Here is a 14449-nt window from a genome sequence, read left to right on the forward strand (position 1 = left end):
CCTCTCGGCAGCCCCATGGGCGGCCCGGCGGCCACAGCGCTGCCGACGGGGGTCTCCCTGGGGCTGCTGCTGTTCCGTCTGGTGATCGGCCTCATCATGACCGGGCACGGGACGCAGAAGCTCTTCGGCTGGTTCGACGGCCCCGGGATCGACATGACGGGGAAGTTCTTCACCCAGTCGGGCTATCCGGCGGGCAAAGCGATGGCCGTCGTGGCCGGCCTCAGCGAGACGCTCGGCGGGGTGGGCCTGTTCCTGGGTCTGCTCACCCCGCTGGCGGCGGCCGCCGTGCTGGGCACGATGATCAACGCGCTGGTGGTGACGTGGGGAGACTTCTTCCTGCCGGCCGGTGTGGAGTTCACGCTGCTGATCGCCGTGGCGGCGGCGGGGCTGGCGCTCACGGGGCCGGGGCGGTACGCGGTGGACCACTACCTGCCGGTGGTGCGGGCGCACCGGCTGTCGTACGGGGTGGGGGCGATCCTGCTGGCGGCGGTGGCGGCGCTGGCGATCGTTCTGACGCGGGACTAGAGCGGCGGCGGGGATTTTTCCCCACCCCGCCCCTTCCCGAATGTCCTCAATCGCCGGACGGGCTGAAAATCAGCCCGCCCGGCGATTGGGAGACCGAGCCCCGGAACAATCCTCAGCGGACCGGGTGGCCCGCCTCGCGGAGGGCGCCCTTGACGTCCGCGATCCGGAGGTCGCCGAAGTGGAAGACGGAGGCGGCGAGGACCGCGTCCGCCCCGGCGTCGACCGCGGGCGCGAAGTGCTCCAGCCGGCCCGCGCCACCGCTGGCGATCACCGGTACGGAGACGTGCTTCCGCACGGCCCGGATCATCTCCGTGTCGTAGCCGTCCTTGGTGCCGTCGGCGTCCATGGAGTTCAGCAGGATCTCGCCGGCGCCCAGCTCGGCCGCGCGGTGCGCCCACTCCACGGCGTCCAGGCCGGTGCCCCGGCGGCCGCCGTGGGTGGTGACCTCGAAGCTCCCGGAGGCGGTGCGGCGGGCGTCTACGGAGAGGACCAGCACCTGCCGGCCGAAGCGCTCCGCGATCTCCTGGATCAGCTCGGGCCGCTCGATGGCCGCGGTGTTGACGCCGACCTTGTCCGCGCCGGCCCGCAGCAGCTTGTCGACGTCGGCCGCGGCGCGGACGCCGCCGCCCACGGTCAGCGGGATGAAGACCTGCTCGGCGGTGCGGCGGACCACGTCGTAGGTGGTCTCGCGGTTGCCGGAGGAGGCGGTGATGTCCAGGAAGGTCAGCTCGTCGGCGCCCTCCTGCCCGTAGATCTTGGCCATCTCGACGGGGTCGCCGGCGTCGCGGAGGTTCTGGAAGTTGACGCCCTTGACGACCCGGCCGTTGTCCACGTCCAGGCAGGGGATGACTCGGACCGCCAGGCTCATGTGCTCGTTGCTCCTCTAAAAGCTTCTACTTCTACCTGGACCAGGACGCGCGAGTCGACGAAGCCGGAGACGACGACCAGGGTCGCCGCGGGCCGTACCGCGTCGAAGAGCTCGTGGTGGGCGCGGCCGACCGCGTCCACGTCGCGCGCGTGGGTCAGGTACATACGGGTGCGGATGACGTCGGCGGCGCCGAGGCCGAACTCGCCCAGGGCGGCGAGGGCGTTGCGGAAGGCGGCGAGCGCCTGCTCGTAGGGGTCGCCCTCGCCGTGCAGGACGCCGCCGGCCAGTGGCATGGTGCCGGCGACGAGGACCGTGTCCCCCGCCGCCACGGCGCGTGCGAAGCCGATCGTCTGCTCCCAGGAGCTGTCTGACTGTACGCGCCGCGGTGCGGGGGAATCGGTCATACGGACACAGCCTCCAGGGCCTCTTCCAGGGTGAACGCCTTGGCGTAGAGGGCCTTGCCGACGATGGCGCCCTCGACGCCCTCCGGTACCAGCGTGGCGATCGCCCGCAGATCGTCAAGGGAGGAGACACCGCCGGAGGCGACGACCGGCCGGTCGGTGACGGCGCAGACGTTCTTCAGCAGCTCCAGGTTGGGGCCCTGGAGGGTGCCGTCCTTGGCGATGTCGGTGACGACGTAGCGGGCGCAGCCCTCGGCGTCGAGGCGGGCGAGGGTCTCGTAGAGGTCGCCGCCGTCGCGGGTCCAGCCGCGGCCGCGGAGGGTGGTGCCGCGGACGTCGAGGCCGACGGCGATGCGGTCGCCGTGCTCGGCGATGACCTTGGCGACCCACTCGGGGGTCTCCAGGGCGGCGGTGCCGAGGTTGACGCGGGTGCAGCCGGTGGCGAGGGCGGCGGCGAGCGAGGCGTCGTCGCGGATGCCGCCGGAGAGCTCGACCTTGATGTCCATGGAGCGGGTGACCTCGGCGACCTGGGCGCGGTTGTCGCCGGTGCCGAAGGCGGCGTCGAGGTCGACCAGGTGCAGCCACTCGGCGCCGGCCCGCTGCCAGGCGAGGGCCGCGGACAGCGGGTCGCCGTAGGACGTCTCGGAGCCGGACTCGCCGTGGACGAGGCGGACGGCCCGGCCGTCGCGGACGTCTACCGCGGGGAGGAGTTCGAGCTTCGGCATCTGGGGGCTCACAGGGTCTCGATCCAGTTGGTCAGCAGCTGGGCGCCGGCGTCGCCGGACTTCTCGGGGTGGAACTGGGTGGCGCACAGCGGCCCGTTCTCCACGGCGGCGACGAAGGGCTCGCCGTGTGTGGCCCAGGTGACCTGGGGAGGCCGGATGTGGTCCGCGGTGATCTCGAAGCCCCACTCGCGCACGGCGTAGGAGTGCACGAAGTAGTAGCGGGTGCCGGCGTCGAGGCCGGCGAAGAGCCGGGAGTCCTCGGCCGGGGTGACGGTGTTCCAGCCCATGTGCGGGACGACGGGGGCCTTGAGCGGCTCGACCGCGCCGGGCCACTCGTCGAGGCCCTCGGTCTCGACGCCGTGCTCGATGCCGCGCTCGAAGAGGATCTGCATGCCGACGCAGATGCCCATGACGGGGCGGCCGCCGGAGAGCCGGCGGCCGACGATCCAGTCGCCGCGGGCCGCGCGCAGTCCGCGCATGCAGGCGTCGAAGGCGCCGACGCCGGGGACGAGCAGTCCGTCGGCGGTCATGGCCTTGTCGTAGTCGCGGGTGATCTCGACGTCGGCGCCGACGTGGGCGAGGGCGCGCTCGGCGGAGCGGACGTTGCCGAAGCCGTAGTCGAAGACGACGACCTTCTTCTTCGGGGCGCTCATGACCACAGTCCTTCGATCCTGAGGGTGCCGGCGGCCAGGCACATGGTGGCACCTATGCCGAGCAGCACGATGATGCTCTTGGGCATGCCCTGCTTGGCGAAGGAGATGATGCCGCCGACCAGGAAGAGGCCGACGACGATCAGGGTGGTGGAGAGGCCGTTCACAGGGCGCCCTTCGTGGAGGGAAGGATTCCGGCGGCGCGCCGGTCGTGTTCGCAGGCGTAGCGCAGCGCCCGGGCGAGGGCCTTGAACTGGCACTCGACGATGTGGTGGGCGTTGCGGCCGTAGGGGACGTGGACGTGCAGGGCGATCTGAGCCTGCGCGACGAACGACTCCAGGATGTGGCGGGTCATCGTGGTGTCGTAGGTGCCGATCATCGGCGCCATGTTCTCGGGCTCGGTGTGCACGAGGTAGGGGCGGCCGGAGAGGTCGACGGTGACCTGGGCGAGGGACTCGTCCAGGGGGACCGTGCAGTTGCCGAAGCGGTAGATGCCCACCTTGTCGCCGAGTGCCTGCCGGAAGGCGGCACCGAGCGCGAGGGCGGTGTCCTCGATGGTGTGGTGGGTGTCGATGTGCAGGTCGCCGTCGGTCTTGACGGTGAGGTCGAAGAGGCCGTGGCGGCCCAGCTGGTCGAGCATGTGGTCGAAGAATCCGACCCCTGTCGACACATCGACCTGTCCGGTGCCGTCGAGGTCGATCTCGACGAGGACGGACGTCTCCTTCGTGGTGCGCTCGACGCGCCCGACGCGGGTCATCGCTGGTTCTCCTTCAGTACTGCGCGGACCGCGTCCAGGAACGCGTCGTTCTCGGCGGGGGTGCCGGCGGTAACCCGCAGCCATCCCGGTACGCCGTTGTCCCGGACCAGCACGCCGTGGCCGAGGATGGCCCGCCAGGCGGCGGGGCTGTCCGCGAACCGGCCGAACTGCACGAAGTTGGCGTCCGAGTCGGTCACCTCGCAGCCCATGGCGCGCAGCTCGGTGACGAGGCGGTCGCGTTCGGTCTTGAGCTGTTCGACGTAGCCGAGCAGGGTGTCGGTGTGCTCCAGGGCGGCGAGGGCCGTGGCCTGGGTGACGGCGGACAGGTGGTAGGGCAGCCGGACGAGCTGGACGGCGTCCACGACGGCGGGGTCCGCGGCGAGGTAGCCGAGGCGCAGTCCGGCCGCGCCGAACGCCTTGGACATGGTGCGGGAGACGACGAGGTTCGGCCGGCCCTCGATCAGCGGGAGCAGCGAGGGGTGGTGGCTGAACTCGCCGTACGCCTCGTCGACGACGACGAGCGCTCCGCCGGTGTCCGCCCTGGCCGCCTGCGCGGCCTCGTACAGCCGCAGGACCGTCTCCGCCCCGACCGCGGTGCCCGTGGGGTTGTTGGGCGAGCAGACGAAGACGGCGTTCGGCCGGTGTTCGGCGATGGCGCGCTCGGCCGCCGCCACGTCGATGGTGAAGTCCTCGCGGCGGGGGCCGGGGATCCAGCCGGTGCCGGTGCCGCGCGAGATCAGGGCGTGCATCGAGTACGAGGGCTCGAAGCCGATCGCGGTGCGGCCGGGGCCGCCGAAGGTCTGCAGCAGCTGCTGGAGGACCTCGTTGGAGCCGTTGGCCGCCCACACGTGCCGCATGGTGACCTCGTGCCCGGCGGTGCGGGTGAGGTACTTGGCCAGCTCGGTGCGGAGCTCGGTCGCGTCCCGGTCGGGGTAGCGGTTGAGGTGCCGGGCGGCCTCGGCGACGCGCTCGGCGATGCGGGCGACGAGGGGCTCGGGCAGCGGGTAGGGGTTCTCGTTGGTGTTCAGGCGTACGGGCACGTCCAGCTGGGGGGCGCCGTACGGGGACTTGCCGCGCAGCTCGTCCCGGATGGGGAGGTCGTCGATACGGGTCTCGTGCGTCACTTGCCGTCCGGAACCTTCCAGTCACTGTGCTTGTCCAGTTCGCCTTCGGCGAAACGTGCCTTGACCGCGGCGCCGTGCGCCGGCAGGTCCTCCGCCTCGGCGAGCGTCACCACATGGCCCGCGACCTCGGCCAGGGCCTCCCGGGTGTAGTCCACGACGTGGATGCCGCGCAGGAAGGACTGGACGGAGAGGCCGGAGGAGTGGCAGGCGCAGCCGCCGGTGGGCAGCACGTGGTTGGAGCCCGCGGCGTAGTCGCCGAGCGAGACGGGGGCGTACGGGCCGACGAAGATCGCGCCGGCGTTCCGCACCCGGGCCGCGACGGCCGCGGCGTCCGCGGTCTGGATCTCCAGGTGCTCGGCGCCGTAGGCGTCGACGACGGCGAGGCCGTGGTCGACGGAGTCGACCAGGACGATGCCGGACTGGCGGCCGGCGAGCGCGGGCACGATCCGGTCCTCGATGTGCCGGGTCAGCGCGACCTGGGTCTCCAGCTCCTTCTCCACCGCGCTCGCGAGGTCCTCCGAGTCGGTGACGAGGACGGAGGCGGCCAGCGGGTCGTGCTCGGCCTGGCTGATCAGGTCGGCGGCGACGTGCACGGGGTCGGCGGTGGCGTCCGCGAGGATCGCGATCTCGGTGGGGCCGGCCTCGGCGTCGATGCCGATGCGGCCCTTGAGCAGCCGCTTGGCGGCGGCGACCCAGATGTTGCCGGGGCCGGTGACCATGTTGACCGGGCGGCACTCCTCGGTGCCGTACGCGAACATGGCGACGGCCTGGGCGCCGCCCGCGGCGTACACCTCGTCGACGCCCAGCAGCGCGCAGGCGGCCAGGATGGTCGGGTGCGGCAGTCCGCCGAAGTCTGCCTGGGGCGGGGAGGAGACGGCCATGGACTCGACACCGGCCTCCTGGGCCGGCACCACGTTCATGATCACGGACGAGGGGTAGACGGACCGGCCGCCCGGCACGTACAGCCCCACGCGCTGCACGGGCACCCAGCGCTCGGTGACCGTGCCGCCGGGCACGACCTGGACGGTCTTGTCGGTGCGGCGCTGCTCGCGGTGGACGATCCGGGCGCGGCGGATGGACTCCTCCAGCGCGGCGCGCACGGCGGGGTCGAGCTCCTCGAGGGCACGGGAGATCGCCTCGGCGGGGACCCGGATCCGGTCGATCGTGACGCCGTCGAACCGATGCGCGTAATCGATCAAGGCCGCGGTGCCACGATGATGCACGTCCTCGCAGATGGGCCGCACCTTCTCCAGGGCGGCCTCGACGTCGAGTTCGGCTCGGGGCAGCAGGTCGCGGTCGATGCCGGCCGCGTCCCGGGCGGAAAGGGAGCCCGGGGCGGTGGCGGTGCCACGCAGATCGATTCGGGAGATCACACCGTTAATTGTCTCAGACCCTTACCGGCGCACGGCTCCCCGTACCACCCAGTGATACCTGCCAACGAGTGACATTCGGTTCTCACTATCAGTGTTCAACCGGTCACATGGCGGGAATGGGGACGGTACCCAGGGGTTTACGGGACGGGAGGGGGTACGGACCGTGACCGAGTCGCAGGGCGGCGAGCCGCCCGCCGGCCTGGAGCTGACCATCGCCGAGTGGGGCATGTGGGAGGCGTTCCGCACCGGCAGCACCCACGATCTGCGCACCCCCCATCCCGAGCGGAACGACCCGGGCGGCCCGCACCCATGGGGTCCCGAGCGGAGCGTGCGCGCCCAGGTCGTGGCCCTGCTGCTGCTGGCGGGCCCGCCCGCCCGGCCGGGCCGGGTCGCGGCCCTCAAGCTCAACGGCGCCCGGATCACCGGCACCCTCGACCTGTCCGGCGGCACGGTCGTGCCGTACGTCGAGCTGCACAACTGCCGCTTCGATCACCAGGTCCTGCTGCCGGAGAGCCACTTCACCACGCTGCGGCTGGTCGGCTGCGTCCTCCCCCGGCTGGAGGCCGCCCGGCTGCGGACGGAGGGCGATCTGCACCTGCCGCGCTGCACGGTGCAGACCGGCATCCGGCTGACGGACGCCCAGATAGGCACGGACCTGCTGCTCAACCAGCTGGTGGTGCGCCGGGACCGGCGCGGGGTCTCGGTGGCGGCCGACGGGATGACGGTCGGGCAGGACCTCCAGGCCGAGATGATGCGCTCGTACGGCGAGCTGAGCATGCGCGGCGCGCAGATAGGGGCCTCGCTCAGCCTGCGCGGCAGCACGCTCAGCAACCCCTACGGCCGGCGCGCGCTCAACGCACCCCAGCTGACGGTGGAGCGGACCCTGTATCTGACGGGCGCCTGGATCAGCGGCACCGCCTTCGCCTCCGGCGCCACTCCCCCGTACGGCGTCATCAACACCCCCGAGCAGGGCACCCGTGTGCAGCACTTCGAGTGCCGGGGCGGTGCCCGGCTGGACGACGGCCGGTTCGGCGACGCGGTGGACCTCAGCCAGGCCCGGTTCACGATGGAGGCGGACCAGGAGCTGTCGCTGCGCCGGGTGCAGACGCCCGAGCTGCGCTTCCTCGGGGAGTGGCTGTCGCGGGGGCGGGTGGTGCTCTCGGGGGCCCGGGTCGTCAACCTCGTCGACCGGGCCGACAGCTGGCCGGGGCCGGGCGGCCTGGTGATGGCCGGTTTCTTCTACGAGAACCTGATACCGCTGGGCCACTTCCCGCTCGCCACCCGGCTGGAGTGGGTGGCCGCCGCCACCCCGGAGTACGCCCCGGAGCCCTACGAACGGCTGGCGGGCGTCCTGCGCGACAGCGGCGAGGACGCGGACGCGCGGGCGGTCCAGCTGGCCAAGCAGCGGCGCCGCCGCGAGACGCTGCCGCTGGCCGGCAAGGCGTGGGGCTACCTCCAGGACTGGACGGTCGCGTACGGCTACCGCCCGGGGCGGGCGGCCCTGTGGATGGCGGTGCTCTGGGCGGCCGCCGCGGTCTACTTCACCTGGCACCCGGTCCCTCCCCTCAAGGAGGGCGAGGGCCCCCAGTGGAACCCGGAGCTGTACGCCCTCGATCTGCTGGTGCCCGTCATAGACCTGGGCCAGGGCACGTCGTGGCGGCCGACGGGGGCCGCGCAGTGGGTGGTGAGCGCGCTGATCCTGCTGGGCTGGATCCTGGCGACGACGGTGGCGGCGGGGGCGTCGCGGGTCCTGCGGCGGCAGTAAGGCGGGCGCTGCGCGGGACCTTTCCCCACCCCGCCCCTTCCCGAATGTCCTCAAGCGCCGGACGGGCTGAAATCAGCCCGTCCGGCGCTTGAGGACCGGGGTCCGGGGCGGAGCCCCGTTCGGGAAGGGGCGGGGTGGGGAAAGAGCCCCGCGCAGCGGCACCCCCGGCAGCCGGAAGGGAAACTCCGAACCGGCCGGCCGCCCAGGCCATTAGGCTTACCCGCTGTGACCACCGCGCGCCTTCCGATCTTCCCGCTGAACTCGGTGCTGTTCCCGGGCCTCCTGCTGCCCCTGAACGTCTTCGAGCAGCGCTACCGCGCGATGATGCGCGACCTGGACGCGCTGCCCGAGGAGCGGCCCCGCCGCTTCGGCGTCGTCGCCATCCGCGACGGCCACGAGGTGGCGCCCACCGCGCCGGGGCTGCCGGCCGGCTCGCTCCCGGAGCCCGGGCCCGCCTCCGGCTTCGGTGCCGACCCGATGAGGTCCCTCTACTCCGTGGGGTGCGCCGCCGACGCGGCCACGGTCCGGGAGCGGCCGGACGGCACGTACGAGGTCCTCGCCACCGGCACCACCCGCTTCCGGCTGCTGTCCCTCGACGCCTCGGGCCCGTATCTGACGGGTGAGGTGGAGTTCCTGGAGGAGGAGCGGGGCGAGGGCGCGGGCGCGCTCGCCTCGGGGGTCGTCCGGGCCTTCGGCGCGTACCAGAAGCGGCTGGCGGGGGCGGCGGAGAGCACCCTCGCGGGCCGGGCGGAGCTGCCGGGCGAGCCGTCCGTGCTGTCCTACGTGGTCGCGGCGGCGGCGATGCTCGACACCCCGGCCCGGCAGCGGCTGCTCCAGGCGCCGGACACGGCGAGCCGGCTGGCGGAGGAGCTGAGGGTGCTGCGGGCGGAGACCGCGCTGATCGGTAAGCTCCCGTCGCTGCCGGCCGTCGGCCTCACTCAGCGGCCGACCAGCCTCAACTGAGCCCGACCGGGAGGACGCCCGTGAAGAAGTCCAGGAAGCAGCAGTCCGGCCCGACGCCGGCGATCGTCGCCCTGGAGCGGGCCGGTACCGCGTTCACGGTGCACGCCTATCCCCACGATCCGGCCGTCGCCTCCTACGGCGAGGAGGCCGCGCGGGCGCTGGGCCGTGACCCCGGGCAGATCTTCAAGACCCTGGTGGCCGAGGTGGACGGCGCCCTGACCGTCGCCGTCGTGCCCGTCTCCGGTTCGCTGGACCTCAAGGCGCTGGCGGCGGCGGTCGGCGGGAAGCGGGCGGCGATGGCCGACCCGGCGGCCGCCGAGCGCAGCACCGGCTACGTACGCGGCGGGATCTCGCCGCTCGGGCAGCGCAAGCGGCTGCCGACGGCGCTGGACGCCTCGGCGAGCGCCCATCCGACCGTCTGTGTCTCGGCGGGCCGCCGGGGGCTGGAGGTCGAGCTGGCCCCCGCCGATCTCGCGGCGCTCACCGGCGCGGTGGTCGCGCCGATCGCCCGCTCCTGAGCGCCCCGCCGCGAGGGCTGGACTCCTGGCGCCGTCTTCGCTACGACCAAGGGTGCGGGCAGCGGTCCACGCGCCCGCAGGGAGGGGACGCCCATGTCGAAGCGCACCCGTAAGCGCCGCTGGCGCCTGAGGAAGGGCCGGGCCAACCACGGCCGCCGGCCCGCCTGACGCCGGCTAGTCCGCCGTCAGGTCCCCGGGCCCGGGCCACTGCGGTTCGGGTTCCGGGTCGCGGGGGCCGAAGACGGCGGTCAGCACGAGGTGCACGGCCATGGCCGCCAGCGGCCAGGCCAGCAGGACGCCCTTGGCGGAAAGCTTGAGGGGGGCGTCGAAGACGACGCCCTTGCCGGCCGACTTCGCGGCCGCGACCACGTCGGAGGCCGGGCCGAGCCGGATACCCAGCCGCCAGCCGATCAGCGCGCCGAGCAGCGAACCCGCCGCCAGCCCGGCGACCAGTGGGATCCCGCCCCGGCGGCGGACCAGGAAGACGACGACCGCGCTCAGCACGCCGAAGCCCAGCGCCAGCAGTGCGAACGTGCCGTCCGCGCCGATCGCCTGCTCGCCCTCGGTGCTCTTGAGGTAGACGGCCTTGCCGTCCGAGATCAGCGGCACCTTGGGGGCCAGCCAGGCCCACAGCGCTCCCAGCAGCAGCCCGGCCACCGCCACCGCCGCACCGGCGAACGCGCCCTCCCGCAGCTCCGCGCGCCGCTCGGCGGCCTGCTCGGGGGTCCGCCCGGCCGTGGGGAGGCCGACGGGGCCCTCGGACGGCGGCTGGTCGTGCGGGGTAAGGGGTGCGGTCACCCTGTCATCGTGCCAGGTGTCCGGCGCGCCCTTGGCCGCAGGACCGCCGGTCGGGCGCGTCACCGTACGGCCGCCCGCCGGTAGGCCCAGGTCGCGACGGCCAGGGAGACCACGCCGACGGCGGCGCACACGCCCAGGTCGGCGGCGATCAGCAGCCAGTCGGGGCGGGCGTCGAAGCTGCGGGCCAGCGCCTCCACCCCGTAGGTGGAGGGCAGCAGGTCACGGGCGAGGACGAGCGGCGCGGGCATATGGGCGGCGGGCAGCACGCCGAGCAGCAGCGCCGCCGACATGCCCAGCTGGCCCAGCAGGGTCGCCAGTTCCTGCCGGGGCGCGAGCAGGCCGAGCGCGGCGCCCAGCCCGGCCAGGGCGGCGCCGGACAGCGGGATCACCGCCGCCAGCACCCACAGGTGGGCCATCGGCAGCTTGAACATCACGCTGCCCAGCACGGCGGTGACGGCCGTCCCGGGCACGGTGAAGGAGGCGTACGCGCCGGCCGCGCCGAGCACCACCGCGGCCGGCGGCACCGGCAGCGTCGCGTAGTGGTCGAGGCCACCGCTCGCGCGCAGCTGCCCGAAGTACTGGGCGAGGAGGTTGAGCGCGACGAACGCCACGACCAGCACGCTGGAGCCGGCCACCACGGACCGCGCCTCGTCGCCGCCGTCCACGACGCCGCGCATCAGGACCATGATGCCGACCGACTGGAAGGTCGCCACGAACAGCAGCGGGATCCGCGCCACCCGGGCCCGGGACAGCTGGGCCCGGTAGACGGCGTCGAGCGCGGGCAGCAGCCGCGCCCGGGGCGCGAGCGCGGCGGCTCCGGCGCCGGACGGGCGGCCGGCGCCGGCCCGGTCGTGGCGTTCGCCGCCCTGGGCCCGGGTCCGCCCGGGGGCCGCTTCTGCGGATACAGCAGTCACGCCGCGGTGCTCCTCTTCGGTACTGACTGACGCCTGGTGGTGCGGGCGCTCACCCCTTCACCAACCCCTGTGCCCGGCCGCCCAGCGCGAGGTAGACGTCCTCCAGGCTCGGGGTGGCGAGGGTGAAGTCGTCCAGCGCGGCGAAGGCGGGGCCGCCGGTCACGGCGGCGACGGCGGCGCGGGCCTCGGCGGGGGCGAGCCGCAGCAGCCAGTGCCGGCCGGAGCCCTGCGCGGCCTCGCGCAGGGCGGCGACCTCGGGCACGTGCAGGGGCGGTTCGTCCCGCCAGACGAGCTCGACGCGCACCTCGTCGCCGACGAGCTCCTTGAGGCCGGCGGGGGTGTCACAGGCGATGATCCGGCCGCGCTCCAGCACCGCGACCCGGTCGAGGACGGTCTCGGCCTCGATGACGTTGTGGGTGACGAGCAGCACCGTCGCGCCGCGCTCGGCGCGGCGGCGGTCGACGGCGGCCCAGACGGCCCGGCGGGCCACCGGGTCCATGCCGGAGGTCGGCTCGTCCAGTACGAGCACGGGCCGGTCGCCGACGAGCGTGGCGGCGAAGCAGGCGAGCCGACGCTGACCGCCGGAGAGCTTGCGCAGCGGGCGGCCCGCGATCGGGGCGAGCCCCAGCTCGTCGATGACGGCGTCGCGCTCGGCGCGGGCGGCCCGCAGGTCCAGGCCGCGCAGCCGGCCGGTGGTCTCGGCGGCGAGGGAGACGGTCAGCTCGTCGAGGGCGGTGGACTCCTGGCCGAGGTAGCCGACCAGCCGGGAGGCGCGCTCGGGGTGGCGCACGAGGTCGTGGCCGAGCAGGTCGACGCTGCCCTCGTCGGGTCGGAGCAGCCCGGTGAGCTGGCGGACGAGCGTGGACTTGCCGGCGCCGTTGGGCCCGAGCAGGCCGAAGATCTCGCCGCGCCGGACCTCGAGGTCGATGCCGTCGCTGGCCCGCACGGCGGCGGTGCCGGGCGTGCCACGGCGCCCGCGCGCGGCGGGGTAGGTCTTCACGAGGCCGCGCACGGTGCACACCGTGTCGTCCGCCGTCCGCCCCGGGGAGCCCCGTTCCGCCTGTTTCGCGCCCGTCCTCACGAGCTATGAGGGTACGCGCTCGGCGGTCCGGGCTTGCTCCGGGGGCACACCGTGGCCGGGAATGGCGTCCGGAAAGTCGTGGCGCGGCGGGCACCCGGCGGGAGACGGCCCCGGAAAGCCGTCGTCCCCCCGCTCCCGGGAGGGCCGGGGAACGGGGGGACGGGCGAGGCGAGGCGGGCCGGCGCGGGTCAGTCGCCGGCCGGGGCGTGCTCCGCGGCCGTGCGGGCGTCGATCTCCCGCCAGAAGCCGGCGCGGATCGCGTAGCGGTCGTGCTCGTCGATCTGGTCGTCCTTGTGGGCGAGGAGGCCGAAGCGGGCGGCGTAGCGCAGCAGCTCGCCGTCGATGCGGTGCGGGATGCGGGGGTATTCGGTGGACAGGTGCTGGAGGTGTACGGAGTCGGTGAGCCGCTCCGTCCAGCGGCGGGCGAAGACCTGGCCGACCTCGAAGGGGTCGCCGCCGACGGTGGTGATGTCCTCCTCCCGGTCGGCCCAGCGCTGTTCGGCGCTGGTGAGCTGGGCGAGCATGGGGAGCGAGGCCGTTTCGGGGGGTTCGCCGAGCCCGGTGCCCGCGCCGCGCTCGACCCAGCCCTTGTCGGAGGACCAGCGCAGGGTGGCGTTGGGGGCGAGGCCGGAGGCCGAGGAGCTCTGGGCGGGGGTGACGGCGGCCGGGGGCTGGCCGACGGGGCCGCGGCCGAGGCCGGCGAGGTCCTTCGGGGTGGGGACGCCGCGGGCGGCCGGGGTCTCCGGGCCGTCCTGATGCCCGCGCCCGCCGTCCGGGCAGGGGCGGCGGGCGCGGGGCGGGCGGTGCCGTTGCGCTCGGGCGGGCGGGTGTCGGCGGCGCGGCTCGCGGCGGCGGCCGCCGCGGCCGCGGCGGTCTCCGGCAGGGGGCCGAGAGGATCGCGGCGATCTCGGGGCGGGGTGCGGGGGGCGGGGCGCAGATGCCGGTGAGTTCCTTGGCCCGCACGGCCCGGGTGATCCAGGTGCGGTCGAGGACGCGGCGCTCGTCGGCCTCGGCGACGAGGTCCTCGGACTGGTTGTAGTCGCCGTCGGCGGCCTGGACGGCCCAGAGGTGGACGGCGACGCCGTGTTCCTTGGCGGACATCAGGCCCGGCAGGAGGTCGCCGTCGCCGGTGACGAGGACGATGTCCGAACACGCGCGGTTGCGGGCGAGCTCGGTGAGCTCGGCGTGCATGGCGGCGTCGACGCCCTTCTGTGCCCAGCGGCCGTCGCTGCGGGTCAGGGCGCCCAGCCGGACGGTCACCCGGGGCATGACGCGCAGCCGGCGGTGCTCGGGCTGGGGCACCCGGTCGGGGGCGCCGTCGAACCAGTAGATCCTCAGCAGGGGCTGTTCGGTCTCGGCCTCGGCGCGTTCGCGCAGCCCTTGGATGAGGGTCGCGTGGTCCACGGTGATGCGGGACCGGGCGGGCTCCCCGGCCAGCAGGCTCGCGGCGGCGCCCAGCAGATAGCCGGCGTCCACCAGGACGACGCAGCGGTCCACGTTCCACCCTCTTTCTGTCAGTCCAGAAGTGCGGTCGCCCCCCGGCACGGTCGTGCCCTGGTTTTCCTTGGCTTTCCTTGGAGTCTGCCCGACCGTGCGGGGGTTATCAGTCCGAACTGGATCTTCGGCGTGGCGGATACGGCCCCGCGGCGGTAAGTGCACCTATCACCCACGGTAATTACCCGAAATGCACGCTTCGGAGATGCGTGCGAGGGTGAGCCGAGGGGGTCATCCCGAGGTGGAGGCACGGCAGCATGGCCAAGAACAAGAACCGGAAGACGCCACAGTCTCAGAGTGTGGCCGAACGCGGGGCGCAGCAGGCCAAGAGCTCCTCGCTGGAGTCGCAGGCGGAGCAGCGGGCGCAGCAGGTCACCCCGGGCGACATGGCACGCAAGGGCCGCCAGAAGCGCTTCGGCCACAACTGACCGGCGCCTTGACGCACCTGAGGGGCGCGTCCCGCTGATGCGGGCGCGCCCCCCGGTCGTGCACG

Annotated in this window: 17 protein-coding genes and 1 pseudogene; 6 read left to right on the forward strand and 12 right to left on the reverse strand. The window is 73.9% G+C overall.

Annotated features, from left to right (window positions below):
- Nucleotides 1-15 precede the first annotated feature (15 nt).
- Nucleotides 16-525, forward strand: coding sequence for a DoxX family protein (locus AF335_RS00580; protein ID WP_102916279.1), 510 nt, complete (start codon nucleotides 16-18; stop codon nucleotides 523-525).
- 112 nt (nucleotides 526-637) lie between these two features.
- On the opposite strand, the gene hisF is transcribed toward AF335_RS00580, so the two are convergent.
- From hisF to hisD, 8 genes are read right to left on the reverse strand one after another with little or no spacing between them, the layout of a single operon-like run.
- Nucleotides 638-1393, reverse strand: coding sequence for an imidazole glycerol phosphate synthase subunit HisF (gene hisF / locus AF335_RS00585; RefSeq protein ID WP_102916280.1), 756 nt, complete (start codon nucleotides 1391-1393; stop codon nucleotides 638-640).
- On the reverse strand, nucleotides 1390-1797 hold the full coding sequence (locus tag AF335_RS00590; protein ID WP_102916281.1) for a RidA family protein: 408 nt from the start codon (nucleotides 1795-1797) through the stop codon (nucleotides 1390-1392). Before AF335_RS00590 ends, hisF begins: the two co-directional genes overlap by 4 nt.
- On the reverse strand, nucleotides 1794-2519 hold the full coding sequence (gene priA / locus AF335_RS00595; protein WP_102916963.1) for a bifunctional 1-(5-phosphoribosyl)-5-((5-phosphoribosylamino)methylideneamino)imidazole-4-carboxamide isomerase/phosphoribosylanthranilate isomerase PriA: 726 nt from the start codon (nucleotides 2517-2519) through the stop codon (nucleotides 1794-1796). Before priA ends, AF335_RS00590 begins: the two co-directional genes overlap by 4 nt.
- An 8-nt stretch (nucleotides 2520-2527) precedes the next feature.
- Nucleotides 2528-3172, reverse strand: a complete 645-nt coding sequence (hisH, locus tag AF335_RS00600; RefSeq protein WP_102916282.1) for an imidazole glycerol phosphate synthase subunit HisH — start codon at nucleotides 3170-3172, stop codon at nucleotides 2528-2530.
- A complete protein-coding gene (locus AF335_RS34320; RefSeq protein ID WP_170127552.1) occupies nucleotides 3169-3336 on the reverse strand; it encodes a hypothetical protein in 168 nt (55 codons plus the stop codon). The genes hisH and AF335_RS34320 overlap by 4 nt, the downstream gene beginning before the upstream one ends.
- Nucleotides 3333-3926, reverse strand: a complete 594-nt coding sequence (gene hisB / locus AF335_RS00605) for an imidazoleglycerol-phosphate dehydratase HisB (RefSeq protein WP_087928524.1) — start codon at nucleotides 3924-3926, stop codon at nucleotides 3333-3335. The genes AF335_RS34320 and hisB overlap by 4 nt, the downstream gene beginning before the upstream one ends.
- A complete protein-coding gene (locus tag AF335_RS00610; protein ID WP_102916283.1) occupies nucleotides 3923-5050 on the reverse strand; it encodes a histidinol-phosphate transaminase in 1128 nt (375 codons plus the stop codon). The genes hisB and AF335_RS00610 overlap by 4 nt, the downstream gene beginning before the upstream one ends.
- Nucleotides 5047-6423 carry a histidinol dehydrogenase gene (gene hisD, locus AF335_RS00615; RefSeq protein ID WP_376697797.1) on the reverse strand — a complete coding sequence of 459 codons (1377 nt, stop codon included), beginning with the start codon at nucleotides 6421-6423 and terminating at the stop codon, nucleotides 5047-5049. Before hisD ends, AF335_RS00610 begins: the two co-directional genes overlap by 4 nt.
- 163 nt (nucleotides 6424-6586) lie before the next feature.
- Here hisD and AF335_RS00620 point away from each other — a divergent pair, with 163 nt between their 5' ends.
- The 4 genes from AF335_RS00620 to AF335_RS36785 all read left to right on the forward strand — a co-directional run bounded on the left by AF335_RS00620 (nucleotide 6587) and on the right by AF335_RS36785 (nucleotide 9837).
- Entirely contained in the window at nucleotides 6587-8188 is a 1602-nt protein-coding gene (locus AF335_RS00620) for an oxidoreductase (RefSeq protein ID WP_102916284.1), read from the forward strand.
- A gap of 225 nt (nucleotides 8189-8413) precedes the next feature.
- Nucleotides 8414-9151 carry an LON peptidase substrate-binding domain-containing protein gene (locus AF335_RS00625; RefSeq protein WP_102916285.1) on the forward strand — a complete coding sequence of 246 codons (738 nt, stop codon included), beginning with the start codon at nucleotides 8414-8416 and terminating at the stop codon, nucleotides 9149-9151.
- A 20-nt stretch (nucleotides 9152-9171) separates the two neighbouring features.
- On the forward strand, nucleotides 9172-9669 hold the full coding sequence (gene ybaK / locus AF335_RS00630) for a Cys-tRNA(Pro) deacylase (protein ID WP_102916286.1): 498 nt from the start codon (nucleotides 9172-9174) through the stop codon (nucleotides 9667-9669).
- A 93-nt stretch (nucleotides 9670-9762) separates the two neighbouring features.
- On the forward strand, nucleotides 9763-9837 hold the full coding sequence (locus AF335_RS36785; protein ID WP_483409768.1) for a hypothetical protein: 75 nt from the start codon (nucleotides 9763-9765) through the stop codon (nucleotides 9835-9837).
- 6 nt (nucleotides 9838-9843) lie between these two features.
- Here AF335_RS36785 and AF335_RS00635 read toward each other — a convergent pair whose 3' ends face one another.
- From AF335_RS00635 to AF335_RS00650, 4 genes and pseudogenes are all read right to left on the reverse strand, one after another.
- Nucleotides 9844-10467, reverse strand: a complete 624-nt coding sequence (locus AF335_RS00635; protein WP_102916287.1) for a hypothetical protein — start codon at nucleotides 10465-10467, stop codon at nucleotides 9844-9846.
- Nucleotides 10468-10526: 59 nt separating this feature from the next.
- Nucleotides 10527-11381: an ABC transporter permease gene (locus AF335_RS00640; protein WP_102916288.1), complete on the reverse strand. Its 855-nt coding sequence runs from the start codon at nucleotides 11379-11381 to the stop codon at nucleotides 10527-10529.
- Nucleotides 11382-11430: 49 nt separating this feature from the next.
- A complete protein-coding gene (locus tag AF335_RS00645; protein WP_102916289.1) occupies nucleotides 11431-12402 on the reverse strand; it encodes an ABC transporter ATP-binding protein in 972 nt (323 codons plus the stop codon).
- Nucleotides 12403-12650: 248 nt separating this feature from the next.
- Nucleotides 12651-13959: pseudogene (locus AF335_RS00650) on the reverse strand (NYN domain-containing protein).
- Nucleotides 13960-14255: 296 nt separating this feature from the next.
- Between AF335_RS00650 and AF335_RS36100 the strand changes: the two are divergent.
- Nucleotides 14256-14384: a hypothetical protein gene (locus AF335_RS36100; RefSeq protein ID WP_260421951.1), complete on the forward strand. Its 129-nt coding sequence runs from the start codon at nucleotides 14256-14258 to the stop codon at nucleotides 14382-14384.
- Nucleotides 14385-14449 lie beyond the last annotated feature (65 nt).

The organism is Streptomyces eurocidicus, assembly GCF_002891295.1.
In the GTDB taxonomy this organism is placed as follows: domain Bacteria; phylum Actinomycetota; class Actinomycetes; order Streptomycetales; family Streptomycetaceae; genus Streptomyces; species Streptomyces eurocidicus.